At 41.4% G+C, this 25,682-nt stretch carries 21 protein-coding genes; 8 read left to right on the forward strand and 13 right to left on the reverse strand.

Annotation, left to right across the window (positions count from 1 at the left end):
* Positions 1 to 30: 30 nt before the first annotated feature.
* From ACSC9N_RS10625 to ACSC9N_RS10635, 3 genes are read right to left on the reverse strand one after another with little or no spacing between them, the layout of a single operon-like run.
* The gene (locus ACSC9N_RS10625; protein WP_010326353.1) at positions 31 to 915 is read right to left on the reverse strand and encodes an alpha/beta hydrolase; all 885 of its coding nucleotides are present in this window, start codon (positions 913 to 915) and stop codon (positions 31 to 33) included.
* Positions 905 to 1,588, reverse strand: coding sequence for a BON domain-containing protein (locus ACSC9N_RS10630; protein ID WP_010326352.1), 684 nt, complete (start codon positions 1,586 to 1,588; stop codon positions 905 to 907). Before ACSC9N_RS10630 ends, ACSC9N_RS10625 begins: the two co-directional genes overlap by 11 nt.
* 60 nt (positions 1,589 to 1,648) lie before the next feature.
* Entirely contained in the window at positions 1,649 to 2,056 is a 408-nt protein-coding gene (locus tag ACSC9N_RS10635) for a YraN family protein (protein ID WP_005399780.1), read from the reverse strand.
* 331 nt (positions 2,057 to 2,387) lie between these two features.
* Here ACSC9N_RS10635 and rsmI point away from each other — a divergent pair, with 331 nt between their 5' ends.
* The gene (rsmI, locus tag ACSC9N_RS10640; protein WP_010326351.1) at positions 2,388 to 3,233 is read left to right on the forward strand and encodes a 16S rRNA (cytidine(1402)-2'-O)-methyltransferase; all 846 of its coding nucleotides are present in this window, start codon (positions 2,388 to 2,390) and stop codon (positions 3,231 to 3,233) included.
* Positions 3,234 to 3,441: 208 nt separating this feature from the next.
* Here rsmI and ACSC9N_RS10645 read toward each other — a convergent pair whose 3' ends face one another.
* From ACSC9N_RS10645 to surE, 3 genes are all read right to left on the reverse strand, one after another.
* Positions 3,442 to 4,371, reverse strand: a complete 930-nt coding sequence (locus ACSC9N_RS10645) for a LysR family transcriptional regulator (RefSeq protein ID WP_010326350.1) — start codon at positions 4,369 to 4,371, stop codon at positions 3,442 to 3,444.
* A 95-nt stretch (positions 4,372 to 4,466) separates the two neighbouring features.
* On the reverse strand, positions 4,467 to 5,285 hold the full coding sequence (locus ACSC9N_RS10650; protein WP_010326349.1) for a peptidoglycan DD-metalloendopeptidase family protein: 819 nt from the start codon (positions 5,283 to 5,285) through the stop codon (positions 4,467 to 4,469).
* Positions 5,286 to 5,439: 154 nt separating this feature from the next.
* Positions 5,440 to 6,210 (reverse strand): 5'/3'-nucleotidase SurE, encoded by a 771-nt coding sequence (surE, locus tag ACSC9N_RS10655; protein ID WP_005399784.1) that lies wholly within the window; start codon positions 6,208 to 6,210, stop codon positions 5,440 to 5,442.
* Positions 6,211 to 6,364: 154 nt separating this feature from the next.
* Here surE and ACSC9N_RS10660 point away from each other — a divergent pair, with 154 nt between their 5' ends.
* Positions 6,365 to 7,582 (forward strand): tyrosine-type recombinase/integrase, encoded by a 1,218-nt coding sequence (locus ACSC9N_RS10660; protein ID WP_094148736.1) that lies wholly within the window; start codon positions 6,365 to 6,367, stop codon positions 7,580 to 7,582.
* A 108-nt stretch (positions 7,583 to 7,690) separates the two neighbouring features.
* Positions 7,691 to 8,623 carry an IS5-like element ISAba12 family transposase gene (locus ACSC9N_RS10665; protein ID WP_053579251.1) on the forward strand — a complete coding sequence of 311 codons (933 nt, stop codon included), beginning with the start codon at positions 7,691 to 7,693 and terminating at the stop codon, positions 8,621 to 8,623.
* Between the two features lie 71 nt (positions 8,624 to 8,694).
* On the opposite strand, the gene ACSC9N_RS10670 is transcribed toward ACSC9N_RS10665, so the two are convergent.
* The 5 genes from ACSC9N_RS10670 to ACSC9N_RS10690 form a co-directional block, all read right to left on the reverse strand.
* Positions 8,695 to 9,546 carry an IclR family transcriptional regulator gene (locus ACSC9N_RS10670; protein ID WP_094148999.1) on the reverse strand — a complete coding sequence of 284 codons (852 nt, stop codon included), beginning with the start codon at positions 9,544 to 9,546 and terminating at the stop codon, positions 8,695 to 8,697.
* Positions 9,547 to 9,678: 132 nt separating this feature from the next.
* Positions 9,679 to 10,896: a CaiB/BaiF CoA transferase family protein gene (locus ACSC9N_RS10675; protein ID WP_439036033.1), complete on the reverse strand. Its 1,218-nt coding sequence runs from the start codon at positions 10,894 to 10,896 to the stop codon at positions 9,679 to 9,681.
* 13 nt (positions 10,897 to 10,909) lie between these two features.
* Positions 10,910 to 12,112 carry a 3-oxoadipyl-CoA thiolase gene (locus ACSC9N_RS10680; RefSeq protein WP_094149004.1) on the reverse strand — a complete coding sequence of 401 codons (1,203 nt, stop codon included), beginning with the start codon at positions 12,110 to 12,112 and terminating at the stop codon, positions 10,910 to 10,912.
* A 21-nt stretch (positions 12,113 to 12,133) separates the two neighbouring features.
* Positions 12,134 to 13,651 (reverse strand): 3-hydroxyacyl-CoA dehydrogenase, encoded by a 1,518-nt coding sequence (locus tag ACSC9N_RS10685; protein ID WP_131230093.1) that lies wholly within the window; start codon positions 13,649 to 13,651, stop codon positions 12,134 to 12,136.
* Between the two features lie 3 nt (positions 13,652 to 13,654).
* Positions 13,655 to 14,434, reverse strand: a complete 780-nt coding sequence (locus tag ACSC9N_RS10690) for an enoyl-CoA hydratase (RefSeq protein ID WP_094149008.1) — start codon at positions 14,432 to 14,434, stop codon at positions 13,655 to 13,657.
* A gap of 306 nt (positions 14,435 to 14,740) precedes the next feature.
* On the opposite strand from ACSC9N_RS10690, the gene ACSC9N_RS10695 reads away from it, so the two are divergent.
* The 4 genes from ACSC9N_RS10695 (at position 14,741) to ACSC9N_RS10710 (ending at position 20,421) form a co-directional block, all read left to right on the forward strand.
* Positions 14,741 to 15,895: an acyl-CoA dehydrogenase family protein gene (locus ACSC9N_RS10695; protein ID WP_094149009.1), complete on the forward strand. Its 1,155-nt coding sequence runs from the start codon at positions 14,741 to 14,743 to the stop codon at positions 15,893 to 15,895.
* Positions 15,896 to 15,951: 56 nt separating this feature from the next.
* A complete protein-coding gene (locus tag ACSC9N_RS10700; RefSeq protein ID WP_094149011.1) occupies positions 15,952 to 17,193 on the forward strand; it encodes an MFS transporter in 1,242 nt (413 codons plus the stop codon).
* Between the two features lie 99 nt (positions 17,194 to 17,292).
* Positions 17,293 to 18,594 carry an IS4 family transposase gene (locus ACSC9N_RS10705; RefSeq protein WP_131230987.1) on the forward strand — a complete coding sequence of 434 codons (1,302 nt, stop codon included), beginning with the start codon at positions 17,293 to 17,295 and terminating at the stop codon, positions 18,592 to 18,594.
* Between the two features lie 114 nt (positions 18,595 to 18,708).
* The gene (locus ACSC9N_RS10710) at positions 18,709 to 20,421 is read left to right on the forward strand and encodes an electron transfer flavoprotein-ubiquinone oxidoreductase (RefSeq protein WP_094148796.1); all 1,713 of its coding nucleotides are present in this window, start codon (positions 18,709 to 18,711) and stop codon (positions 20,419 to 20,421) included.
* A 479-nt stretch (positions 20,422 to 20,900) separates the two neighbouring features.
* Here ACSC9N_RS10710 and ACSC9N_RS10715 read toward each other — a convergent pair whose 3' ends face one another.
* On the reverse strand, positions 20,901 to 22,193 hold the full coding sequence (locus tag ACSC9N_RS10715) for an MFS transporter (protein ID WP_094148797.1): 1,293 nt from the start codon (positions 22,191 to 22,193) through the stop codon (positions 20,901 to 20,903).
* Positions 22,194 to 22,546: 353 nt separating this feature from the next.
* On the opposite strand from ACSC9N_RS10715, the gene ACSC9N_RS10720 reads away from it, so the two are divergent.
* Positions 22,547 to 23,770, forward strand: coding sequence for a CaiB/BaiF CoA transferase family protein (locus ACSC9N_RS10720; protein WP_094148798.1), 1,224 nt, complete (start codon positions 22,547 to 22,549; stop codon positions 23,768 to 23,770).
* A gap of 72 nt (positions 23,771 to 23,842) precedes the next feature.
* Here the strand turns inward: ACSC9N_RS10720 and ACSC9N_RS10725 are convergent, their stop codons facing one another.
* Positions 23,843 to 25,525, reverse strand: coding sequence for an AMP-binding protein (locus ACSC9N_RS10725; RefSeq protein WP_094148799.1), 1,683 nt, complete (start codon positions 25,523 to 25,525; stop codon positions 23,843 to 23,845).
* Between the last annotated feature and the right edge of the window lie 157 nt (positions 25,526 to 25,682).

Consider the following 25,682-nt stretch of genomic DNA (forward strand, 5'->3'; position numbering starts at 1 on the left):
TCGCTACAACAAATACACTTTAAAACCTAATTAGTGCTTAAGCGCATCCTCGAGCGCCTGCATAATTTTTTGCTTGGTCGTGAAGTAACGACTAAACAAACTCGATACCGAACCAATCATTGAAATATGACCAATGCGTGGCACCGTCCAAAGTTGACTGTAGTTGCCTTTTTCTTTCAATCTACGATCCAAATCAACAGCATTGCTTAACCCAACAACATCATCATTCTCAGCAACCAACAGATAATGTTTAACCCTATTCGACTCGACGAAATAATATGGCATCACTTCTTGATAAGGTCTGTTCTGATCAAAAGCATCCGCACAAATTGGATCACCTTTATAGTCAAAATGATAAGGGCCTGCCAAACCAATAATAGCAGTAATTTGACTGCGGCATTGTATTTCATATGGCTTCGGATGATAGAGCGCAGACATCACATTAAACGCGCCCGCAGAATGCCCCATCAACACCACTTTTTCCGTTGAAATTTGATATTTAAGCTGATGTACATTGAGATAATTTAAAGCCAAGCTGAGATCATCAATAGAGGCAGGAAAAATATGCTCAGGCGCCAAGTGGTAGTTAATTACAGCCACATCAAAGCCTTCTTTTGCAAAGGCTTCTCCAATAAAACGATAATCTTTTTTATCGCCATGCATCCATGCGCCGCCATGCACAAATACGATCAGAGGTCGGTGTTCACGCGGTGTTTGTGTACGAAACAAATCTAAACGATGTCGCGCGCGTAGCCCATAGGCCACATTTTCTTGGACCGAATAACCCTTACGCGGTGTTAAACGGTTTAAGGCATAACTACCGACATCATAAATACGAAAGTCACGATAGAGTAATCTTGCATACTCTACCGAACGATTCAGTCTTTGAACAAAAGGCTGAAGCTTATTGAACATTATTTGGCTCAACTTGGTCTGGGTCTATCGCAACAGGCGTTTGCTCTGTCGGTGTTGAATTAATCATTGGTGATGCAAATGCACTGGTCGTTTGCGTCTGTTGCTCTATATTATCCACCAATGTGATAATTTTAGTCACATTCCCCACTTGCTGTAACACTTGGTTTAAATCGGTAATTTCAGCACCATTTAAACGTCCCATCACATATAACACGCCATCTTCGGTGTGAATACGCACTTTCGCATCTGAAACAACAGCAGCTTTCATGATCAAGCCACGTGTATTTGCTGTAACTGAGGTGTCTTGCATGATGGTGCTATAACTAATTTGGTTTCCAACTGTAATGTAGTTATGCACGGTTTTGACATCCGACATCGCACGTACATTGTCTTCAGCCAATTGACGTAAGTGTTGATCGGGTACTTGTCCTGTTAATAAGACATTGCCATGAAAACTTTCGATATTGACACGTGACTGTTTAAAACGACTGTCCAATTTATATAAGTTAATTTTTGCAGTACGCTCAATTGAAGAGTCAATAAAGACCTGCCCTAATGAACGTGCACCGCTTTCTGTTCCTACAGCGGCTGTTCCTGTCCCACCCGAAATGAAACTTGCACATCCAGATAAACTTGCGACGCATAATACGGTCATTGCAATACGATTGAACACTCAGCAAGACTCCTCAACTTTTCAAACTATTTTAATTCAGCATTTCAGCTTTGATTTTGTTCAAAGATTAATAAAGTCTTGATCAAAAGTAAAAGCATTTTCTATCCATTGCTGATCATAAGTGAATTTTGAAAAATCTTGCTGTATGGTTTTTGCAATTTCTTTAAAAAAATCAAAACAAATCACATCAAAGCGGCAATAATATTGCTGGAAATGTGGATGATCTTGTAAAAATAACATGGCCGTTTTTGCTATTTTGCGTTGTTTTGAATAGGAAATTGTTTCAATAGCCTGCGCAAAACGCGTTTTTGAGCGTGCTTTGACCTCAACAAAAACCAATTCCTGCCCTTTTTGTACAATCAGATCAATTTCACCAAAGCGCGAGTGATAATTGGACTGCACATGAACATAACCCTGTTCTTCTAGCACAGTCAAAGCTTGTTGCTCTGCCCATTGTCCCAGTTTCATCTCTTTATCTTCCCTACTTCGTTTTTATTTTTTTAATCATCACATTTCGAAAAACTAAATATCGATCAAAAATCTCACGTCTTGATGTTTAAAACCACTGCTGTGAGTCTCTCGAACCAAACAATTCATTTCATTCTACGTTTTAAAGCCTTTTTGGCGTTTAGATTTCAATCGAATGTCTTCCCGACTCCTGCAAATCCATCGCCGACAATATTCTAACTCACGCCACGACGGACAATTCAGGTAGAATGCTTATCGTGGTATCGGTTGAATGCATCAAAGCACTCAAGCCAACCTATTATTTTATTATTTTGCAGCGCGGAGAAAACCCATGAGTGCCCAGTTATTTGTAGTCGCAACCCCTATTGGGCACTTAGATGACATGACTTACCGCGCAATTGATGTACTAAAATCAGTCAAAATCATTGCTGCTGAGGATACACGAACTTCAACACAATTACTGAAACACTTTAATATTCAAACACCTCTCACCGCATGCCACGATCATAACGAAAGCAACAAAATTGACACCCTTATTCAGCGTTTGTTGAAAGGTGAAGATATGGCGCTTATCAGTGATGCAGGAACGCCTCTTATCAGTGATCCAGGTTTTAAATTGGTTCGTGCGGCACAAGAGCATAATATCCGCGTAATCCCTGTACCGGGCGCATGTGCTGCCATTGCAGCTTTAAGCTCAGTGGGCTTACCAAGTGATCGTTTCAGCTTTGAAGGTTTTTTGTCTTCTAAACAAACCCAACGACTGGCAAGTTTGGAAAAGCTCAAAGACGAAACGCAAACCCTTATTTTTTATGAAGCACCACATCGTATTTTAGACAGTGTCAGTGACATGGCTAAAGTCTTTGGTGCTGACCGCCCTGTCGGTTTTGCCCGTGAAATTACCAAAACCTTTGAAACCATCAAGAAGATGACATTAGGTGAGTTGGTTGAATTTATTGCAAACGATCATCATCAACAAAAAGGTGAGATTGTATTGGTTGTTGGTGGCGCGACCACTGAAAAAGATATGGCACAAGAAAAACTCGACCAGCTTTTAACGCGTCTCTTACAAGATTTGTCAGTGAAAGCTGCATCACAGTTAGCGGCTGATTTGACAGGTATTAAAAAGAAAATTGCATACCAACGCGCTTTAGAACTAACGCAAGATCAGGCTGAATAGGCTTCAATAGCTTAGAATAAAAGTACTGTTTTTATTGTGAATGAAAAAAATAAAGAGCAACAGACGTAAGTGCTTTGGCCTTTCTCTGCTGCTCTCCATGTTAAGCGGTTCCATGTGAACCGCTTAACTCAAATTATGTAGTTATATCATTTAAAATTTATAAGCATGTGTATGGGTTGACTGATCGTCAGTTATAATCTCTATCGAATTAGCTTGCTTCTTGGTAAATACGACCGCCGGGTAGTTGGCAAAAGTATTGTTTCAATGCATCCAAACAACGATGGATCTTCATCGGCTGTTGCTCATGCTTTGAAATGATGGCATATAGCGTAAAGTTAGGGAGCTTCCACTCTGGAAGAACTTCCACTAAAGAACCGTTAACCAATTCTTTTTGCACATCCAAATATAAAATACGTGCAACCCCATGCCCATGTTGGCATAAAGTCTTTGTCACTAAAATATTATTACTGGCTACTCTTGATTTCATCTCAAGTTTAACCGCGTCACCTGTCACCACATTTTTAAAATCAAAATCATGATTATTTTTCATAATCGTGATCGGAATAAGATCATGATTTTTCAAATCTTCAGGTCGTGAAATTGGTGCAGACTGATTCAAATAGCTCGGTGAAGCAACCAAAATCTGTTCCACACGCGCCAGTGGCACGACATGTACACTTTGATCGTCAACTGTTGGGCTCATTCTTAGGGCAATATCAATTCGCCCATTCATCAAATCCACATAATGATTATCTGCTTCAATATGAATAGATAATCCGCGATGTGCAGACATCCAATGCGACAAAGCAGGAATCACATGATTGGCACCTAACTCTGGCGTAGTGGCTATTCGCAGCTCACCCACAAGATCATCGCGCAATTCATTGATACGTATTTTGCCACGTTCAGCAGCGGCGAGCATTTCTTGACAGCTGTGGAAAAAAGCTTGGCCTGCTTCAGTTAAATTCAACTTTCTTGTTGAGCGATGTAAAAGAACAACTTCCATCTCTTGCTCTAAAGAACGAATTTGCTGACTCACAGCACTTGTAGTGATGCCTAACTCACGCGCGGCCCCACTAAATGAACTCTTTTCAACAACACAAGCAAAAACACCCATTGCCCGTAGTTGATCTAACATAAAATTCTCTCTGGATTCATGAGAAGTTTTCATCTATTTGATAAAAACAACTCATTGTATTATACGGTGAATTTTTTGCGTTGCATCCAGATTTTTTAATTTAATGGTAAAACTATAGTCGGATTGATTGGCTTGCCATCTAAGCGTACTTGGAACTCTAACATGGTGCGCGTTGCACCTGTGGATCCCATTTCAGCAATTTTCTGTCCTGCCGTCACATTTTGACCGCTCTTCACATTCATTGCACTGTTGTGTGCATATGCTGTGATATAACCATCAATATGCTTAACCAAAATTAAGTTCCCATATTCTTTCAATCCGTCTGCTGCATACACCACTTGGCCATCTGCTGCTGCATAAATTGGATCACCTTGGTTACCAGCATAGCGAATACCTTTTACATTATTTGCTAAATTATAACCTTGCAAAACAGCGCCGTTACTTGGTTTTACCCAGCGTAAAGTTGAACTTTTCGAGCTCGCAACAGGTGCGGTCGGTACTTTAGCAGGAGTTGTTGTAGTTGTGGTGGTCGTATTTTGACTCGGGAGACCAATATTTTGACGTTGAATTGGAGCGGTTTGTGTAATAGGTTGCGTCGTGGTTGTACGCGGACTACCCGAACCTTTTAAACGTAATGACTGCCCCACATAAATACGATACGGCGCAGCAATATCATTCATGTCTGCAACAGAGGTATAACTCAGCCCATAACGAGTTGCAATACCGCTCAGCGTGTCGCCTGAACGAACTGTATAATAGTCTGGTGCTTTCGCAAAACGTGTTGCATTGTTAACCTGTGGTTTAGAAGCACAACCACTCAAAATAACAGTTGAAACTACAGCTGTGGATAACACGACAGTTTTCAGTAGTGCTGTAGGAATTGCAATGAAACGAATTTGAGACAACACAGACATTTATCTTACTCTCTAAAAATACAAAAAAATAATCAGTTTAATTTGCGCTAAGATTAGCAAAAAAGTATGTGAAAATAGTATCTCTGCGCGTATTTTCACAAAGTTATAACAAACAGCTGAATACATTCCTTGTATTGCTCAGCTGTAGCGCCTTTTAAGCACTTATTTGCCCTTGTAATGCATGCAAAACTTCATAGTTGGTTGCATCCATCTGAATAGGCGTAATACTCACAAAACCATTCGCCACAGCGAAAAAGTCTGACTCTACCTCATCATAACCTCTTTTCGGTTCTGCCACAGCTTCACCCGCAAGCCCAATCCAGTACACTTGACGACCACGTGGGTCAACATGACTGGTAATCGGCTTAGACTGACGACGACGTCCTTGATAAGTAATTTTAGCGCCCTGTAACTCAGCGACATCTGGAATATTAATATTTAAAATATGGCGTGGTGGCAGTGCTGGCAAACCTTGTTTCACAAAGTCATGCACCCACTGTGCAGCATGATGATAATCTTCTGGGCTGTTGTACGATCGCACTTCAGGGCCCGCAAGTGATACCGCAATGGCTGGCTGTTTCATCAGTCGCCCTTCAAAGGCTGCTCCGACTGTACCTGAGTAGAGTACATCATCACCCAAGTTTGCCCCGCTATTGATACCACTAACAACCAGATCAAACTCAAAGTCAAATAAGCCATTCATGGACAAATAGACACAGTCGGCGGGTGTTCCATTGACTGCCCACATGTCGGGTGCAATTTCGATTGGGCGTAAGGGGCGATCTAAAGTCAAAGCACTGGAAAAACCACTGCGTTCACTTTCAGGTGCTACAATCACCACGCGACCTAATGGACGTAAAGCATGTGCGAGCGCTTGAATACCTGGTGCAAAAACACCATCGTCATTGGCTATTAAAATATTCACAATAATCTTCTTAAATCTATATTAATCTAAAAATATTTAAAAAACCTTTATTTAGGCTTAAATTTAATCTACTTTAGTCTGTATTGGTTCGCACTAATCTATCAAAAAAACGGGTACTTTTGCGGGTAACTTATTTAACTGAACAGGTAACTTAATGCTATCAGATACTAAAATAAAATCACTAAAGTCTAAAGAAAAAGTATATAGAGTGCTTGATGCAGAAAGGTTATACATTGAAGTTAGACCCACTGGCAAGAAAATCTGGCGATTCAAATATACATTAAATGGGAAGGAAGGAACGATCAGTTTTGGTGAATATCCCATTGTCTCACTTGCAGAGGCCCGCAAAAAGAAAGATGAAGCTAGGGCCTTGCTAAAAGACGATATAAACCCTGTTGATGAAAAAAAGAAAAAGAAGGCCGAATCTGTTACAGCCTCATCCAATACTTTTAAAGCTATAGCTGAAGAATATGTTTTAGAACAAATGAAATATCGAGGCGAGGATTATGTTGAACAATTCAAACGATCCATGGAGAAAGATATCTACAAAATTATTGGCCACAAACCCGTTAAGAATGTTAATTCCTCAGATGTTTTAACCATCATGAAAGACACAATAGTTAGGGTAAAAAAACTAGGTCACTATGGTACAGGTGAAGCAGCAGCCAATCAAAATCGAAGATTCATCAGTTTGGTAATGAAATATGCAATTGTTACTCAAAGAGCCGACAATGATCCAACCTATGCCGTAAGAAGCGCTATAGAATCTCCAGAAATAGAACACGCTCGTCCCTTAGAAAAAGATGAACGCATAAAACTAAGAACTAGACTGGAACTATATGGAGGTACAACAACGGTCAGAAACGCTTGCTTAGCAATGATGTACTCCATGTTGCGTGCTTCAGAGGTTAGACGTATGCAATGGTCATATGTTGATTTTGATACATGTGTAATTGAGTTTCCTAAAGCTTCACGACGACGTAAACAAAAACGCAGTAACAAGAAGAACCATATACACCTAGTTCCAATGTCTAATCAATTGTACGCCTTATTGAAAGAACAATATGAAATCTCTCAAAACCAAACATATGTTTTTTCTGCACCTTTTAAAAAAGATGCAATGCTGGCAAGAACAACACTAAATAGAGCTTTGGTTTTTATTGGATTGCCCGAGGTAACCACACATGATTTTAGGGCAACGGCGTCAACCTTGTTAAATGAACAAGGATATAAACAGGACTGGATTGATAAGCAGTTGGCACATGTTGAAGAAAACAAGACAAGAGCTACATACAACCATGCTAAATATTTAAGTGACCGTAGAAAAATGCTACAAGATTGGGCAAACATTGTTGATAGTTGGAATGCATAAAATTTGAATGTTGGACTGCAGAAGATAATGAGTATGTCGGTCTATGTGCCGAATGGCTTTGTTGCACAGAACTATCTGTAAAGGGTTTTTCAGCGATATAATTTTCAAATGAAGAAGCCTACACACAAAATCTACCGCACAACCAATTGGCCCGCATATAACCGAGCACTTATGAGTCGCGGAAATATTGCCATTTGGTTTGATCCTGCTACGCAATGGTATGCGCCATCAAAAGGCAAACAAGGGCGAAATCAAACCTACTCCGACGCAGCCATCCAATGCTGCTTAATGATTAAATCCTTATTTCGTCTGTCTTTACGTATGGTTACTGGCTTTGTACAAAGTCTGATTAAACTTTGCGGATTAAATTGGATAGCTCCAGATTACACCACGCTTTGTAGAAGACAAAAGCATATTGATATTGTAATCAGCTACCAAAAAAGTAGCGATGGGCTGCATCTACTCATGGACTCTACAGGCATGAAGTTTCTAGGTGAGGGCGAATGGAAACGCAAGAAACATGGACCTGAATATCGTCGCCAATGGCGTAAACTTCATATTGGTATAGATGCTAAAACCCTACAAATACGAGCAGTTCAGCTTACAACCAATAATGTCAGTGATTCACAGGTACTTGGTGATTTACTTAATCAGATTCCACAAGATGAGCGGATTGACTCTGTTTATACCGATGGAGCTTATGACACCAAGCAATGCCGTCAGGTCATTGCAGATCGGCAAGCGCATGCAGTGATTCCACCTAGAAAAAATGCGAAACCATGGAAAGATACAAAGAGTAGCTCGCTAGAGCGAAATGAATTACTTCGAACAATTAAACGTTTAGGCAGGACACTATGGAAAAAATGGTCAGGCTATCATCGGCGAAGTTTGGTTGAAACTAAGATGCATTGCATCAAATTATTAGGAGATAAACTCAGTGCAAGGAGTTTTGATAGCCAAGTGAATGAAATCCATGCACGTGTAGCAGTCCTAAACAGATTTACGGAATTAGGTCGACCACTTACCCAAGTTACGCCTTAAATTTAGCTCAATTAGGGGCGCTTTGCATTTCCAATCTTTGTGCAACAAAGCCGCTTAAAAAAACATAAAAACTAGCCAACTTCATTTCTTATATTATTGACCATATGCAGAAGTCGTGGGGCGATCGACGTCTCGATTTTTTCCTGATTCAGTAGGAAACTTGGTCCACCACAGTTAAAGACCAATAAACCATGTTGCTCATGAATAAACGGTACCGCTACTGAGTTGACATCTTTGTGCCAATCTCCAATCGAAAAGCAATAACCATATTCTTGATAATCTTTGAATGCTTTATCTAAATCTCGTTTAATATTATTCCATTCACTCAGATTTTTATTACGAATCGCATTCATCAAAAAATCTCGTTCATCCTCAGGCATAGCCGCTAAGCAAGCTCTGCCCATCGAACTAAGATGAATGGGTAAGTGAGTACCAATCTGACGACGCATTGTGACATTGCCTTTACCTTGCACCACATCTAAATAAATCATATTCAAGCGATCGCGCGTTGCCATTGCTACTGCTGCTTCTGCATAATCGGCTAGGCCTTTCATCAAAGGATGAGCAATAGAACGAATTGATAGATTCGATATCATTGAATATCCAAACGAAAGTACACCCACCGACAATTGAAACTTACTCGAATTTGCAACCTGTTTTAAATATCCCAAACGAGACAAGGTATGAGTTAAACGAGTAATTGTGGGTTTGGGTAAACCTGTCATTTTTGACAATTCTTGATTGCCTAGATGTTGGTGCTTAGGACTAAAACAACGTAATAATTCTAGTCCTCTAGCCAATGCAGTAATAAATTGACGGTCATTTTCATCCTGCATGTCTTCGATCGGATGTAATAACTCATGACGCAAAGTTGCAATTAAATTTTCTTCTATCTGATCGGTTTCAGGGACATCATCATACATGTCTTCACCGTCCTTTAATTTGATAATATCTGTTTCGCATGGCGAAATTATACTATAGTTATTCTGCACATAGCAAAGAAGCAACTTATATGAAGTTGCTTCTTTGCTTAGCCTGTTGAATTTTAATTCAAGTTAACCGATCACGCCATTTTTCTTGAGTCGCTGTAATTCCTCAGTATCAACTATACGCGATAAAATTTCATCGGTATGTTCACCAAGCATGGGTGGTGCTTTCTTATATTGCACTGGAGTACGGGACAGTTTAATAGGTGAACCAATCACTTGTAATTTGTCTTTCAATGGATGCTGCATTTCAATCAGCATATTACGTGCTTGAACTTGTGGTTCTTGGAAGGCTTGTTCAAGATTGTTAATTAAGCCCACAGGTACTTTAACGGCATGAATTGCTTCAACCCAATATTTCGCTTGATTAGATCGAAAATGTTTAGATAACAAATCACCAATTTCTTGACGATGTTGAATACGTAAAGCATTGGTGGTGAAACGTGGATCATTCGGCAAATCAGGCAAGCCTATCGCCTGACTTAAGGCCACAAACTGCTTATCATTACCACAAGCAATAATAAAGTCTTGATCTGCGGCTTTAAACACTTGGTAAGGTACAATATTCGCATGTGCATTACCATAGCGACCTGGGACTTTACCTGACGCTAAATAGTTCATGCCCTGATTGGCCAATAAAGCCACTTGTACATCAAGCAGTGCCATGTCAACATGTTGACCCAGACCCGTAATATGACGATTCAATAAAGCTGCTTGAATAGCAATCGTTGAATATAGACCTGTGGTCAAATCTGCAAATGCCACCCCGACTTTTTGAGGGCCACCACCAGGTAAATCATCTTTTTCACCGGTTACAGACATTAAACCGCCCATACCCTGAATAATAAAGTCATAACCAGGTTCTGGTGCACGTGGACCTGTTTGCCCAAAACCTGTAATTGAGCAATACACCAAGCGTGGGTTAATTTCTTTTAACGTCTCGTAATCGAGACCATATTTCTTTAAAGAACCCGCTTTATAGTTTTCAATTAGTACATCTGACTCTGTAGCCAAGGCACGAACCAATTCCTGCCCTTCTGGCGTTACCATATCAATAGCAATCGACATTTTATTGCGGTTTGCCGACTGATAATACGCTGCTTCACGTGTATCTTCACCGTTGTCATTTTTCATCCATGGTGGCCCCCACATACGGGTATCATCACCTGTTTTTGGACGTTCAACTTTAATCACTTCGGCGCCTAAATCTGCAAAGATTTGACCACACCACGGACCTGCCAGTACGCGACTTAAATCAAGTACGCGAATACCCTCTAATGCACCCATGTGTTTTTCCTACTTATACGCGTTCGATAACCATTGCGAGACCTTGTCCCACACCAATACATAAACTAATAACGGCATATTTCTTGCCACGACGTTGCAATTCACGCGCAGTACTGAGTGCCAAGCGAGCACCCGATGCACCCAGTGGATGACCCACTGCAATTGCCCCCCCATTTGGATTTACACGCGGGTCATCCAATGCAATATCCAAACCTTTCAGGCAAGACAATACTTGTGATGCAAACGCTTCATTAATTTCAATAATGTCCATATCTGCCAAAGTCAGGTTGGCACGTTTGAGTGCTAGTCTAATGGCATCGACTGGACCCGCACCCATAATGCGAGGCTCAATGCCCGCAGCACCTGATGCAAGAATCTTTGCAATTGGGCGAATACCTAGCGTTTTTTCTGCTTCAGCTGAACCAATTAACAATGCTGCTGCACCATCGTTCACCCCAGAGGCATTTCCTGCTGTGACAACACCGCCTTCGAACAATGGTTTCAGTATTTGTAATGCTTCCATATTAGACGATGGGCGTGGATGCTCATCTACTGTGATTAATTTAGGCGGCAACTTACGGCCTTGCGCCACTTCCACAGGATTAATTTCACCCTCGAAGAAACCCGCTTGCTTTGCAGCTTCGTATTTTGCTTGCGACGCTGCTGCAAACACATCCGCATCTTCACGGCTGATACCATATTCAACAGCAACATTATCGCCAGTTTTTGGCATTGTGTCATCGCCAAATTGCTTTTCAATCATTGGATTTGGAAAGCGTGCACCAATGGCAGAATCAAAAACTTTAAAGTCACGACCAAATGCTTTCTCAGATTTTGCAAAAACAAATGGCGCACGTGACATGGATTCCACACCACCGGCAATGAAAATATCCCCTTCACCACAACTAATGGCACGTGCAGCATCAATCACGGCAGCAAGACCTGATGCACAAAGTCGATTGACTGTTTGAGCCGGCGTTTTAACATCAAGACCCGCCAATAATGCAGCATGACGTGCAATATTACGGCTGTCTTCACCAGCTTGGTTGGTATTGCCCAAAATAACATCATCATAGATGTTGTTTGGTAAGTTATGCTTTTCAAGCAATGCTTTGATTACACCTGCCGCAAGATTATCAGGACGAATGGTTGCAAGTTCACCTGCGTGACGACCAAATGGTGTACGTAAACCATCATAAATAAATGCATTTAACATAGAGTTTCCCTTTTGGTTCGCTTAAACAGAAGCTGTGTGAAGTAAAGATAAATTCAACTGTGCACGACGTTTTAGCCAAGGACTTGGGCGGTAGCGTTGGTCACCTGTGTTGGCTAAAATACGTTCTAAAATCAGTAAAATTCGATCGGCACCTAAAACATCGCCCCACGAGATTGGACCATGTGGATAGCCAAGACCCAATTTCACCGCTTTATCTATATCGGCTGCGGTGGCAATCTGTTGCTGTGCGATATCACACGCTAAGTTCGCCACCATCGCCAACACGCGCTGTGCGACAAAACCAATACTTTCGGCAATGACCGAGACACCATGACCCTGTTTAGCAAATAATGCGTGCGCCTGATCAATGTACGTTTTTTCAGTGGCAATCGATGGCATTAACGTACGGCGCTTGGCAAAATCTGTGAGCATATCGATACTCACTGCTCGACTCGCATCGACGCCAAAACGTAACGCGGCTGTGGTGGTATCTTCACCATAGGTTGCCAACAGAATTAAGCTCTGTGCCGCAGGCGTCTCAGCAGCATCTATTACAAGACCTTGCTCTCGAATATAATCACGCAAGATGCTCTCATCAGTTTCACGATCTGCCTTAATCCAAATTGGGCTGAATTCGGTCACTTCAGGTACAACTTGTGGAGCTGCTTCATTGGTCTTTTGACCATCGACATATTTATAGAAGCCTTCGCCAACTTTACGACCGACTTTTTTTCCTGCCAACATTTGACGGGTTAAAGCACTTGGGCGGTAACGGTCTTCTTGATAATACTGATTGAAAATCGATTCCATCACCGGATGTGACACATCAAGCGCAGTCAGGTCGAATAATTCGAGTGGTCCCATACGGAAGCCCGCACCTTCACGTAAAATACGGTCGATTTCAGATACAGATGTCACACCTTCACCCAGAATTTTCAGGGCTTCAGTGCCATAACCACGACCTGCGTGATTGACGATGAATCCCGGTGTATCTTTGGTGCGTACACCAAAGTGTCCCATACGCTTTGCAAGTTCCAGCAAGTCTGCAACAACAGTTTCATCTGTTGCCAATCCTGCAATTACTTCCACGATTTTCATCAGGGGTACAGGGTTAAAGAAGTGGAAACCTGCCATGCGACCTTGATGTTCAAGATTAGACGCAATTGCGGTGACTGAAAGCGATGAGGTATTGGTCGCAAGAATCGTGTCTTTCGAGATAATCCCTTCAAGCTGCTTAAATAGACTTTGCTTGATGTCTAAATTTTCAATGATGGCTTCAACCACCATATCGACACCGGCCACTTGTTCAATGCTGTCTAAGATCTTAAAGCGTGCTAAGATTTCATTCATTACTTCGACGCTAAATTTACCTTTGGCCTGAAGTTTTTCCAAGGTGGTGGTAAGTTTTGCAAGACCTGCTTCTGCAGCGCCAGCCTTGGCATCAAATAAACGTACTTCAAGACCCGCTTGCGCAGCAATTTGCGCAATGCCCATCCCCATTACACCAGTACCAATGAGCGCCATAGATTGAATGGTCATGTCTTATTCTCCAGTGTATTGAGCAGGACGTTTTTCAAAGAACGCGTTGACGCCTTCTTTTTGGTCTTTGGTATCAAATAAAATTTGGAATGCTTTACGCTCAAGTGCGAGCGCACCTTGTAATGATTGATCCTGACCTAAGTTCGTTACTTCTTTAATTTGCTGAACCGCAATTGGAGAGAGACTAGCAATGGTCTGAGCCAGTTCTAATGCATAAGGAATGGTATTTTCATCTTCAACAACTTCTGAGACTAAGCCCATTTGACTGGCTTCTTGTGCAGTAATGAATTTTCCTGATAACACAAGCAACATGGTTTTGAATTTGCCAATAGCTCGCAGTAAACGCTGCGTCCCACCTGCACCTGGCATTAAGCCGAGTTTCACTTCAGGCTGACCAAATTTTGCCGATTGACCGGCAATAATGATGTCGGCATGCATCGCAAGTTCACAACCACCACCTAATGCATAGCCATTGACTGCTGCAATAATTGGTTTAGGACAATCCACTAAACTCTGCCAATACTGTTCGGTATGACGTAAATACATTTGCGCAGTCGTTGCAGTGGTGAAGTCCTTAATATCAGCACCTGCTGCAAATACTTTCTCGCCACCAGTAATCATAATGACACGTACAGCATCATCTTGACTTAACTGTTGAAAGGTGTCTGAAAGTGCTTTTCTTAATTCAAGGTTCAATGCATTACGTGCTTCTGGTCGATGCAATTGAACAACAGCAACGCCATTTTCCTGAATATCAAGACTTAATATTTGTGTATTTTCCATAACTCAACAATTTCGCACTGCGGTATTTAATACACAATATACACAATATACGATGATTGTAAATTATCAATATTTCTATTTTAATTATTTTAACAACCCCGTTTTTTTTAATTTTTTTATTAAAAACATGTATATATTTAAAAAAAAAAGCATAAAAACAATATACCGCTGTGCGAAATATACTTTCGTATATATTGATTACTGTCTCGCTTTTAATTAGTATCCGCTTAAATTTAGTGAGCGATGAGTTTTTGTTCATTTTACATATGATATGGACAGGCTTGAGCCAAAAGACGGAGTTAGGACATGGTTCGTGATCAAGAAACCTTAAACCAATTGGTTGATATGATTCGTCAATTTGTTGAGGGTGTTTTAATCCCTAATGAAGAAATTGTTGCGGAAACTGATGAGATTCCAGCAAACATTGTCCAACAAATGAAAGAACTAGGTTTGTTTGGATTAACTATTCCTGAAGAATACAAAGGTCTTGGCTTGACCATGGAAGAAGAAGTGTATATCGCTTTTGAACTTGGTCGTACATCCCCTGCTTTTCGTTCACTGATTGGGACCAACAATGGTATTGGCGCATCTGGTCTAATCATTGATGGTACAGAAGAACAAAAACAATACTTCTTGCCAAAACTTGCAAGTGGCGAAATTATTGGCTCGTTTTGTTTAACAGAACCTGATTCTGGTTCTGATGCAGCATCACTGAAAACCACAGCAGTCAAAGATGGTGATGATTACATCTTGAATGGCACTAAACGCTTCATTACCAATGCACCACATGCAGGCGTATTTACTGTAATGGCACGTACCAATGCTGAACTTAAAAGTTCTGCTGCCATTTCTGCCTTTATTGTTGACAGTAAATTACCTGGCATTTCATTGGGTAAACGTGACAAAAAAATGGGGCAAAAAGGTGCACATACCTGCGACGTTATTTTTGAAAACTGCCGAATTCCTGCTTCTGCACTGATCGGTGGTGTTGAAGGTGTTGGCTTTAAAACTGCAATGAAAGTTTTAGATAAAGGTCGTATTCATATCGCTGCACTAAGCGTTGGCGCTGCAACACGCATGCTAGATGATTCTTTGCAATACGCGGTTGAACGTAAACAATTTAGTCAACCTATTGCAAACTTCCAACTCATTCAAGGCATGCTGGCAGATTCTAAAGCTGAAATTTATGCAGCGAAATGTATGGTACTTGATGCAGCGCGTCGTCGTGACGCAGGTCAAAATGTCAGTACTGAAGCGTCTTGCGCAAAAATGTTTGCTACAGAAATGTGTGGTCGTGTTGCTGATCGTGGTGTGCAAATCCATGGCGGTGCAGGCTACATCAGCGAATACGCGATCGAACGTTTCTACCGTGACGTACGTTTATTCCGTCTATACGAAGGCACTACCCAAATTCAGCAAGTGATTATCGCGCGTAACATGATTAAAGAAGCTACGCGCTAACAATTTGGCTAGGTCACTCTCCTTGCGACCTAGCTTTTTTTATAGAGTAATGGATTATGACGATTAAGAACACGATCTCGAAAATCGGTCCTAACACATGGAAAGTTGCTTTTGCTTTCGCATTCCTTGCGTTATTAGTCGATGGTGCTGATTTAATGCTATTGTCGTATAGCTTAAACAGTATCAAAGCCGAGTTTGGCTTAACGCCTGTAGAAGCAGGTATGTTAGGTAGCTTTACCTTAGCTGGTATGGCGATTGGTGGTATTTTTGGTGGTTGGGCATGCGACAAATTCGGACGCGTCCGAATTGTAGTGATTTCAATTATAATGTTTTCAGTATTGACGTGCGGTTTAGGCTTTACAAATAGCTTTGCTGAATTTGGGGCTCTACGCTTCTTTGCGTCACTTGGTTTAGGCTCATTATATATCGCCTGTAACACTCTTATGGCAGAATACGTCCCAACCAAATTTCGTACAACTGTACTGGGTACGCTACAAGCGGGTTGGACAGTGGGTTATATCGTTGCGACTTTACTTGCAGGTTGGTTGATCCCGGATCATGGCTGGCGTGTATTGTTCTATGTGGCTGCATTGCCAATCGTATTGGCAATCTTAATGCACTACTTAGTGCCAGAACCCGCAGCTTGGCAAGAAAACCGCTTTAAGAAAGTCGATGTATCTGCACCTAAAGCTGAATCGACCTGGAAAATGATCTTCCAAGATAAACGTAACCGTAATATGTTTATCCTTTGGGCGCTCACAGCAGGTTTCTTGCAGTTTGGTTACTATGGTGTAAACAACTGGATGCCGACTTACCTAGAAAGCGAATTAGGTATGAAGTTCAAAGAAATGACGGCTTATATGGTCGGTACATATACTGCAATGATTTTAGGTAAAATTCTTGCAGGCTATATGGCGGACAAATTGGGGCGACGTTTTACTTATGCATTTGGTGCAATCGGTACAGCGATCTTCTTACCATTGATCGTCTTCTATAATTCACCTGAGAATATTCTCTACTTACTGGTTATCTTTGGTTTCCTATATGGTATTCCTTACGGTGTAAATGCAACATATATGACGGAAAGTTTTGCAACCAATATTCGTGGTACCGCGATTGGAGGTGCATATAACGTTGGTCGTTTAGGCGCTGCAATTGCACCAGCAACAATTGGCTTCCTTGCAAGTGGTGGGTCAATTGGACTAGGTTTCCTAGTAATGGGAGCAGCTTACTTCATCTGTGGTGTGATTCCAGCACTATTTATTAAAGAAAAACAGTACGATCCACAGAAATCATAGATGATATTAAAAAAGCCTCTTCAGAGTAATGCTGATCAGTTAAGACAAAATAGCTGAAATGCGGTAAAAATGAGCGTATCCAGATACGCTCATTTTTTTATGACTTTTTCTCAGAATTTAAGTTCAGCATTTCAGCAGACAGCTCCTTCACTTTCTAATTTTAGCGAATTAATTGATTTAAACTGGATTGAAGACTGTTTAAAACGGACCGGGAAAGCATCGGTCAGAAAAAGAAAACTCCCCGCAGAGCATGCTGTATGGCTAGTTATTGGACTTGCATTGTTCCGCGACCAGCCCATCTGGTATGTTGTTCAGCAGCTGCAGCTGGTTTTTGGCACGGCTGAAAGCTGCGCCCCAAGCGCATCAGTGCAGGCCAGACAGCGCTTGGGTCTGGAGCCTTTAAATGTCCTGTTCAATACACTGAGTCAGACATGGTTTGAAGATTCTCAGCCGCAATATTCCGCCTTTCATGGCCTAAGCATCTGCGCTGTAGATGGAGCCGTCTGGTCCATGCCCCACACAGATGAGAACTTCAGGCACTTCGGTTCTTCCAAAGGCAAAACGATAGCAGCACCTTGGCCGCAAGCCAGAGCGGTTTGCCTGATCAACACCAATACTCATGAAGTGATTGATGCCGGGATTGGAAGTATGGATCAAGGCGAGCTGACTTTAGCGAAGAAATTGAAAGTGCCTGCAAATAGCCTGACTTTATTTGACCGGGCCTACTTCTCTGCTGATTTCTTATCAGGGTGGCAGTCTCGGGAAAACTGCCATTGGCTTATGCGGGCTAAAGACAATCTGCGCTATGAAATTATCAGGAAAAACTCAGCGCATGACTTTCAAATCAGAATGCCTGTTTCTCCAAGAGCGAAGAAACTGAATCCGGATTTAGGTGACTATTGGGAAGCCCGCCTGATTGAAACTGAACAGTCTGGAAGGGTTAGACGATACGTTACATCATTATTGGATTCAAAGGCTTATCCTCTGGAAGTGGTCAGTACGCTGTATGCTCAGCGCTGGGAAATCGAGATGTGCTACCGTGAAATCAAGAGCGACCTGCAAGATGGGATGCATTTAAGAAGCAAGCAGCCTGAATTGGTGTATCAGGAATTATGGGGTGTATTGATTGCTTATAATATTCTTAGAAGGCAAATGAAATTTATGGCTCAACGGGCGAAAGTCAGCCCTTTGCGTATCAGTTTCCATATTGCTTCAATCAGCATTATCAATATATTAAGGCATACTCCGCTGGAATCGGCAGGGAATTTGCCCAAGCATTTAGAGCGTTTGCTGGAACAGTCTAAAATGTTTGTTTTGCTTGAAAGAAGATCAAGGCAATGCCCTAGAGTCGTCAAAATAAAGCCTCAAAAGTACCCAAGAAAATGCCAGTCAATTTCTTAACTGACTGGCATTACCTCTTCAGAGGCTTTTTTATTTAGTACTTCAATCTAATTTAATATTTAAAAAAAAACACAATGTGCTAAAATACCGCTAAGCGAAATAGGATTTCTTATTATGGAAGATATCATTAGAGAATCGATGGAGTTTGATGTCGTTATTGTAGGTGCAGGCCATGCCGGTCTCTCTGCTGCGATTAAAATTCGTCAACTTGCAATTGAAAACAACTTAAATGATTTGTCGGTTTGTGTCGTAGAAAAAGGCTCCGAAGTCGGTGCGCATATTCTGTCGGGTGCGGTCTTAGAGCCTCGTGCAATCAATGAATTATTCCCTGACTGGAAAGAACAAGGTGCACCTTTAAATGTGCCTGTGACCGAAGACAAAACTTACTTCCTGCTCTCAGACGAAAAATCACAAGAAGCGCCACATTGGATGGTGCCAAAAACCATGCACAATGATGGCAACTATGTCATTTCTCTGGGTAACGTGGTTCGTTGGTTAGGCACTAAAGCTGAAGAGCTTGAAGTATCCATCTTCCCGGGCTTTGCTGCATCAGAAATTCTTTACCATGAAGATGGTTCAGTCAAAGGCATTCAAACTGGTGACATGGGCATTGGTAAAGATGGTGAACCAACCCATAACTTTACCCCAGGTTATGAACTGCATGCGAAATACACCATTTTCGCTGAAGGCTGTCGTGGCCACCTCGGTAAACGCCTGATTCAAAAATTCAATTTAGACAAAGATGCCGATCCACAACATTATGGTATCGGGATTAAAGAACTTTGGGAAATTGATCCTGCAAAACATAAACCAGGTTTGGTGATGCACGGTGCAGGTTGGCCTTTAAGCGAAACCGGTTCTTCAGGCGGTTGGTGGCTCTACCACGCTGAAAACAACCAAGTAACGTTGGGTATGATTGTTGATCTGTCATATACCAATCCACACATGTATCCATTTATGGAAATGCAACGTTGGAAAACCCATCCTTTAATCAAGCAATACTTGGAAGGTGGTAAGCGTATTTCTTATGGTGCGCGTGCAGTGACCAAAGGTGGTTTTAACTCGCTCCCTAAATTCACCTTCCCAGGTGGCTCTTTAATTGGTGATGATGCAGGCTTCCTGAACTTCGCGAAGATTAAGGGCTCACACACAGCAATGAAATCGGGCATGCTTTGTGGTGAAGCAGTGTTTGAAGCGATTGCTGCTGGTGTAGATAAAGGCGGTGATCTTGCGGTTGCGCGTGTGACTGAAGGCGAAGACTTCTTCGTAAAAGAGTTGACGGCTTATACAGACAAGTTTAACAACAGCTGGCTGAAAGAAGAGTTATACAACTCGCGTAACTTTGGTCCTGCAATGCATAAATTTGGTCAATGGATGGGTGGTGCATTCAACTTTATCGATCAAAACGTCTTTAAAGTACCATTCACGTTACATGACTTAGTGCCTGACTTTAGTGCACTGAAAACAGTAGATGCTGAAAGCTTTAAGCCAAACTATCCAAAACCAGATGGCAAGCTGACCTTTGACCGTTTATCTTCAGTGTTTGTATCCAACACGGTACACGAAGAAAACCAGCCTGCGCATTTGAAACTGACCGATCCTTCAATTCCAGTCAATGTAAACCTACCGAAATGGGATGAGCCTGCACAGCGCTACTGCCCTGCGGGTGTTTACGAAATTATGGAAGAGAATGACGGTTCAAAACGCTTCCAAATTAATGCGGCAAACTGCGTGCACTGTAAGACTTGTGATATTAAAGATCCATCACAGAACATCACCTGGGTCGTGCCTGAGGGTGCGGGTGGTCCGAACTATCCGAACATGTGATTCAGATAGTTCTAGCAAATCTGAAGTTTATATCTCAGATTTGCTTACCCCAAAATGTAGACGTTAGTGTTAACGCTTCATTTAATTTTTTTAGGTAATCCCAGTTCCTAAGGGAGCTGGGATTAATAAATAGTCTTATACTATTTCAATGATAGTCTATGCTACTGGATAACTAAACGCATAATCCTTGACGTTATATTTATTTAAAGCTGTAGCTGAAACGTATAATGCTACGTTATGACTGTTGATCTAATGAATCATTCCTTGATGAGCAAGTCATTTTTAAGTGCACAACTTTGACCCTATTTCAACCATATGCAAAATTCTTTGAAATTACTGATGGCTTTAGTATTCCCCTTTTTACCGCCAATTTATTATCTGTAATGTTCTTTACTTATAAAATCAATCTATTCCCATGGTGAATCAAAAATATATAGAACCTAAATCCAACTTTAGCCAGATTTAGGTTTAATCATTATTTATTCTGCTTTCTGAGGATCATACTGTTTGTCCTTAATAAAGATTCCAGACACTGCACCACACAACAAGTATGCACCTCCCATAATTAAGAAGCCTAAACCAATTGAACCTCCGCTTGCTGCTGCACCAATAATCGCAGGCGCAAACATGGCACCAATACGACCTGCATTATAAGCACCGCCTACTGCGGTACCGCGGATCGAAGTCGCAAAGCTTTCAGTCATGTAAGTTGCATTAATGGCATACGGAATACCATAAAGGAAACCGAAGAAAATCAGCAGATACGCAATATTATCTGGAGTGTTGAACAGCACAATCACTGGCAGGAAAATCGCGGTACCAATCGCACCAAAAGAGAAAACAGCACGTCTGCCTAAACGGTCTGCAGCAAAACCGGCCAAAACTTTACCAAAAATCATGGCGACATAGGTTCCGATCATGTAGCCCGCCATTGATTTAAAGTTCATATGTAATTCAGATTCGAGATAAGCCGGCATCCAGTTATTGACTCCGTAATAACCAAACTGTAAAAAACCGGCAGTGAAAATCCACAAAATAAACATTTTACGATTCGCAGGATCCGAAAAGATTTCCTTAACAGTACTTCTGCTAACAGGCTGTTTCGTCGTCACCTCAACTGGCGCATATAAACGCTGTAACCTTGCACGCTGCCAAGATTCTGGCTCAGGAACTAGTTTTTGAATAAAAATAGCCATGACTGAAGGAATAATGGCGATAAAGAATAGGGTACGCCAGCCATATTCTGGAATAATCCAGCCAGCCAGTACAGTGGCTACGATATAACCGACAGTCCATCCTGCCTGTAACGTACCTAAAACTGTGGTGCGATATTCGGTTGGTACATATTCGGCCATAAGCGTATTGGCTGCAATATATAAAGAACCAATGCCAAAGGCAGAAAGGAAGCGCAAAATAGCGAACTGTTCAAAGTTTTGTGCAAAGCCTAAGGCTGCAGTCAATATAGAAAATACTAGAATCGAAATGACTACGGTACGTACCCGACCTAAGCGGTCACAGGCCCAGCCACCCATAAAACCGCCAACCGCCATACCTGCCAAGGTAAAACTGCCCAGCGCACCGGCCTGTAAATTACTTAAACCAAACTCTGCTTTTAGACTGTTTAAACTAAATGATAGCAATAACATGTCCGCACCATCGACCAATAGTGCCAGAAAGGCAAAGACAAAGGCGATCTGCTGGGTCCGTTTTGTGGTAGGTTTAATCTTTTTTAGTTCTCTTTCTAAATCTATTTTTCTTAGTACTTCTGTCATCTATAAATTTCCCTATTATTACTATCCTTAGATTTATTTTTCATTTTCATCTTGTATATAAGCTCATCTAGATGAATGCGCTTCACCGCTCATCAGTTATCAAACCATTACACTTACTCCTGTTTTTTACAGTCTCAATCCTGAGATCTTTTTAATTTTCTCTTATTTTGAATCATGGTTTTCTCTCCATCAGGCTAAAGAAGTTAAGATGATTTTTCAATCATTTTAGATGTTTTATTTTGTTATACGAAACTAAGAATCATAAAGTTGATTGTTTGTTCATTTTAATATAGCTTTAACGTAATTATTAGAATGACATGTAATATGAATAACATCGAACAGGGAGCGTAACGATGGGTGCTTTAACAGGCTTTCGTGTACTGGATTTAAGCCGGATTTTGGCTGGTCCTTGGTGTAGCCAGATTCTGGCTGACCTAGGTGCAGAAGTTATTAAAATTGAAAAACCTGACCATGGAGATGACACACGAATCTGGGGACCACCATGGCTTAAAAATAATCAGCAGGAAGATACCCATGAATCGGCCTACTATCTTTCAGCCAATCGCGGAAAGCATTCGGTTGCTGTGGATTTATCTACGCCTGAAGGCCAAAGCATTATCAAGAAACTTGCTGAACAGAGTGATGTCGTCATTGAAAACTACAAAGCCGGTTCTTTAAAAAGATATGGTCTGGATTATGAAAGTCTGAGTCAGTTAAACTCACGTCTGGTTTACTGTTCAATTACCGGTTTTGGTCAGAATGGTCCTCGTGCTCAAGAGCCCGGTTATGATTTTATTGTTCAGGGTATGGGTGGCATGATGAGTGTCACTGGCGAGCGTGATGATCTGCCAGGTGGCGGGCCGCAAAAAGCGGGTCTGGCCTTTGCTGATCTGACTACCGGTTTGTATGCCGCGATTGCGATTCAAGCCGCTTTATTGTCACGAGAAAAAACCGGTGAAGGCCAGCATATTGATATGGCGCTTCTAGATACTCAAGTCGCCTCACTCTCTGTTCTGGCGATGAATTATCTTACCTCAGGCAAAGTACCTGGCCGTTTCGGTAATGCCCATGCCAATATTGTGCCTTATCAGGTATTTAAAGCACAGGAAGGTGAATTTATTATTGCCTGTGGTAATGACCTGCAGTTTAAAGCCTTATGCCAGGCCATTGGTTTGGCTAAGGTTGCAGAAGATCCGCGCTTCTTTAAAAATTCAGGCCGAGTTACACATCGTGAAGAACTGACCACGATTCTACAAGCTCATTTCTATAATCAGCCGGCAAAAACCTGGGTGGATTTGATTCACGCGGTTAAAGTGCCCGTGGGCATGATCAATAACTTGAAACAAACGTTGGAAGAAGAACAGGTATTGGCACGTGAGATGGTGATTCAAATGCCGCATACCTTACGTGAAGATTACACCTCGATTGGTTCGCCGATTAAACTTTCCAAAACACCGGTAGAATATAAAAAGGCTCCGCCATGTCTGGGTGAAGATACAGACACAATTTTGAGTCAATATTTGAGTCCTGCTGAAATAGAAGAACTGAAAAGTAAAAAAGTCATCCAGCAGCGATAGGCCTATATGCAATAAAAAAAGGAATCTTTCGATTCCTTTTTTCATTTTAAGCATAATCGACTAAATCTTTGTTTAGCAGGCTTTAGCATTGAACTGAACGGTTCGGGGCAACTCACGGCGTAGAATTTTACCTACCGCAGACTTTGGTAATCCAGGCACGAACTCAATATATTTCGGCAATTTATAACTGGTCAGTTGTTGCTTCAGATAAGTCAAGATTTCATCTTGGGTCAGGCTGTCATCCTGTTTCACAATGAATGCCTTCGGTAGCTGTCCAGATTTTTCATCATCAATCCCAATGACAGCACATTCCAGTATTTTCGGATGTTTGGATAAAACACCTTCCAGCTCATTAGGATAAACATTAAAACCCGATACTAGAATCATGTCCTTTTTACGGTCCAAAATGGTGATATAACCCTGTTCATCCATACAACCGATATCACCTGACAGGAAGAAACCATCTTTGGTAAATACCTGTGCTGTCGCTTCCGGTTGTTGCCAATAGCCTTTCATCACCTGAGGGCCACGAATAGCGATTTCTCCAGGCTGATTCAGCTCTACAGGTTTTCCTTCATCATCCAGAATCAGAATTTCGGTTCCTGCTAGTGGTAAGCCAACGGTACCACTAAAACGACGGCTTAAAGGCGGATTAAAGGTTGCAGTTGGCGAAGTTTCAGAAAGCCCATAACCTTCATAAATATGACAGCTAGTTACCTCATACCATAATGCTTCTGTACTCTTCAGGATAGAAGCACCGCCACCTGTGGTCGTTTTCAGACGAGAATGATCAAGCTCACGGAAACGTGGATGATGTGCCAAGGCGTTAAACATGGTATTCACGCCCGGGAAAACGGTCGGTGGATGTTTATGATATTGATCCACCAAAGCATCCAAATCTCTTGGGTTCGGAATCAGGACATTAGCGAAACCTCGGCTCAGACCATAACTGAACAGGCAGATGGTAAAGCCATAAATGTGATACAGCGGCAAGGCACAGAAAACATATTCATCTTCAGTGGCATAGCGATCACCAAAATGGCTGATAAAGACTGTACTGTTTTGAGCAATATTAAATAGAATATTACGATGACTGAGTTCAGCGCCCTTGGATACACCCGTTGTTCCACCGGTATATTGCAGAATTACGGTATCGTCCTGATGCTGTAGCGGTGTTTTAAAATCAATCACCTGTACCTGATCAATTGCCTGTTTAAAGTCAGAAAACTGTTTATCTGGATATTGTGCGGACTGACTATAAATAGTCTCAGGCTGATCCTGAATAAAATCGAGCGGTTGAGTGGCAATCACATATTTAAGCGCAGGACACTCATTCAGATGATTCAGTTGCTCCAGAGTTTGTCCCATGACAATCAAGGCTTCTGCCCCTGAATCTTGTACCTGATGATACAGCTCACGCTGGGTGTACATTGGATTAACATTGACCAGAACATAACCAGCACGAATAATCGCAAAAGTCGCAATCGGATATTGAATAATATTGGGCAACATTACGGCGATACGACTGCCCGCGGCTAAGCCTAAATTCTGCAGATAGGTCGCTAGTTTCTGGCTATAAACATCAACATCTTGATAGCTAAACTTCTGATCTAGATAAAAAAATGCAGTCTTATCCTGAAACTTAACTAAATTCTCAGTAATCGTCGTGCTCAAAGTTTTCTCAGGATCAGGCCGATTAAATTCCGGATTTACATTCCACTTTTTATATTCTTCCATCCATGGCTGACTTGTCATTACAGCTCTCCTATCCCTGCTTATAAAAGTTATTTTGTATAGTGAAACTTTATTTTAATAAAAAATAATAACGTTATACTTCACCTCAAATCAATGTAATATTTAACTAATTTCAATTTTTTACAAATTATATCATTTAATGAATAGCTAATTATTT

Source organism: Acinetobacter sp. PC34 (assembly GCF_051789135.1).
Taxonomy (GTDB): Bacteria; Pseudomonadota; Gammaproteobacteria; order Pseudomonadales; family Moraxellaceae; genus Acinetobacter; species Acinetobacter johnsonii.

Bases quoted from the DNA above. Each gene is read 5' to 3' on its own strand.
- ACSC9N_RS10695 (WP_094149009.1), top strand. From the start codon at position 14,741: ATGGTTCGTGATCAAGAAACCTTAAACCAATTGGTTGATATGATTCGT.
- ACSC9N_RS10715 (WP_094148797.1), bottom strand. From the start codon at position 22,193: ATGACAGAAGTACTAAGAAAAATAGATTTAGAAAGAGAACTAAAAAAG.
- ACSC9N_RS10625 (WP_010326353.1), bottom strand. From the start codon at position 915: ATGTTCAATAAGCTTCAGCCTTTTGTTCAAAGACTGAATCGTTCGGTA.
- ACSC9N_RS10720 (WP_094148798.1), top strand. From the start codon at position 22,547: ATGGGTGCTTTAACAGGCTTTCGTGTACTGGATTTAAGCCGGATTTTG.
- ACSC9N_RS10660 (WP_094148736.1), top strand. From the start codon at position 6,365: ATGCTATCAGATACTAAAATAAAATCACTAAAGTCTAAAGAAAAAGTA.
- ACSC9N_RS10635 (WP_005399780.1), bottom strand. From the start codon at position 2,056: ATGAAACTGGGACAATGGGCAGAGCAACAAGCTTTGACTGTGCTAGAA.
- ACSC9N_RS10645 (WP_010326350.1), bottom strand. From the start codon at position 4,371: ATGTTAGATCAACTACGGGCAATGGGTGTTTTTGCTTGTGTTGTTGAA.
- ACSC9N_RS10665 (WP_053579251.1), top strand. From the start codon at position 7,691: ATGAAGAAGCCTACACACAAAATCTACCGCACAACCAATTGGCCCGCA.
- ACSC9N_RS10675 (WP_439036033.1), bottom strand. From the start codon at position 10,896: ATGGGTGCATTAGAGGGTATTCGCGTACTTGATTTAAGTCGCGTACTG.
- ACSC9N_RS10710 (WP_094148796.1), top strand. From the start codon at position 18,709: ATGGAAGATATCATTAGAGAATCGATGGAGTTTGATGTCGTTATTGTA.
- ACSC9N_RS10725 (WP_094148799.1), bottom strand. From the start codon at position 25,525: ATGACAAGTCAGCCATGGATGGAAGAATATAAAAAGTGGAATGTAAAT.
- ACSC9N_RS10685 (WP_131230093.1), bottom strand. From the start codon at position 13,651: ATGACCATTCAATCTATGGCGCTCATTGGTACTGGTGTAATGGGGATG.
- ACSC9N_RS10690 (WP_094149008.1), bottom strand. From the start codon at position 14,434: ATGGAAAATACACAAATATTAAGTCTTGATATTCAGGAAAATGGCGTT.
- ACSC9N_RS10680 (WP_094149004.1), bottom strand. From the start codon at position 12,112: ATGTTAAATGCATTTATTTATGATGGTTTACGTACACCATTTGGTCGT.
- ACSC9N_RS10650 (WP_010326349.1), bottom strand. From the start codon at position 5,285: ATGTCTGTGTTGTCTCAAATTCGTTTCATTGCAATTCCTACAGCACTA.
- ACSC9N_RS10670 (WP_094148999.1), bottom strand. From the start codon at position 9,546: ATGTATGATGATGTCCCTGAAACCGATCAGATAGAAGAAAATTTAATT.
- ACSC9N_RS10700 (WP_094149011.1), top strand. From the start codon at position 15,952: ATGACGATTAAGAACACGATCTCGAAAATCGGTCCTAACACATGGAAA.
- rsmI (WP_010326351.1), top strand. From the start codon at position 2,388: ATGAGTGCCCAGTTATTTGTAGTCGCAACCCCTATTGGGCACTTAGAT.
- ACSC9N_RS10705 (WP_131230987.1), top strand. From the start codon at position 17,293: ATGACTTTTTCTCAGAATTTAAGTTCAGCATTTCAGCAGACAGCTCCT.